The 976-nt window shown below is 59.8% G+C and carries 1 protein-coding gene; it reads left to right on the forward strand.

All coding sequences use genetic code 11. The annotated features are described in order from the left end of the window. Nucleotides 1-194: 194 nt before the first annotated feature. The coding region (locus AB6O04_RS20690) for a hypothetical protein (protein WP_368566315.1) at nt 195-976 on the forward strand (782 nt) is incomplete at its 3' end.

Below are 976 nucleotides of genomic sequence, written 5' to 3' on the forward strand. Positions count from 1 at the left end.
ACAGTCGCAGCGGTTGGATCGGCGGACTACGAGCCAAGGTTTCCGCCGGTACCGCGATAGCGGTTGCGCATCCGGCATCGCGCCAGTGAGACGCCTGGCGGGAAAATTCGTACGAAATTCCAGCGCATTCCAACTTGATCTGGCGTCGACCCAGATGATGTAGTCGCGAGCGACTCCAAGACAGAAGGGTTCATATGTATCATTTCAACGTGGCCGGTCACGGCGCCGTATACATTGGCATCGGCTCGATGCAGGCAATGCCCGCGCAACCTTCAGGAAGCATGACAGCGGTCCAGCACTTTGTCGGCGCGAGCAACACGCCGCATTCGGTTGGGGCGGTGCCCGTCTGGTCGCATGCGGGCGCTTCGCCGAATGGGCAGATCCTGCCGCGTCAGTCCCTCGTACAGTCGCCCCCATACTCGGGTGAGTTACCGCTCGACCTGAGTGCCCGCGGTAACGGGCGAAGCGGAGCGTTCTCCGCGCTTGCCGCAACCATGCCCGCACAGGCCGGCGCTTCGTCGATTAAGGCGGAAATGCTGGCAAAGATGGAAACAGCAATGTTGCGCGCGGCCGCTGAGGGAAAAGTGCCGGTACATTTCAACGAGCTTAGTAGCCCCCAACAATTTGCCCTTCAGTGGCATTGGCTGGAGGATGGAGAGCGCGTTGCGTCGCTAGAAGCGATCTGTTCGGACGGCGAGCCGTACTTTAACTCGATTCGAAACTATGTCGTCCCAGGAGGAAAGCTGACGCCGATGGGCGAAAACCTATTGAGACCAAGCGCACACCGGGACGCCCGCCGGCGCGATCCTGTAACCGGCTACACGCTCAGAGAAATGGTCGCGATGGAATGGCACAAGATGTCCGCGAACGATCGAGCACACTACACTTCCATGAAGCAGTTCTGCGAGTCTCGCGGCACGACTGCCAACTCTGTGGCGGCATTTGTGAGTACTGTGGGCGAGTTGTCGGAGATGGG

The sequence above is a fragment of the Pseudoxanthomonas sp. UTMC 1351 genome, from assembly GCF_040948865.1.
Taxonomy (GTDB): Bacteria; Pseudomonadota; Gammaproteobacteria; order Xanthomonadales; family Xanthomonadaceae; genus Pseudoxanthomonas_A.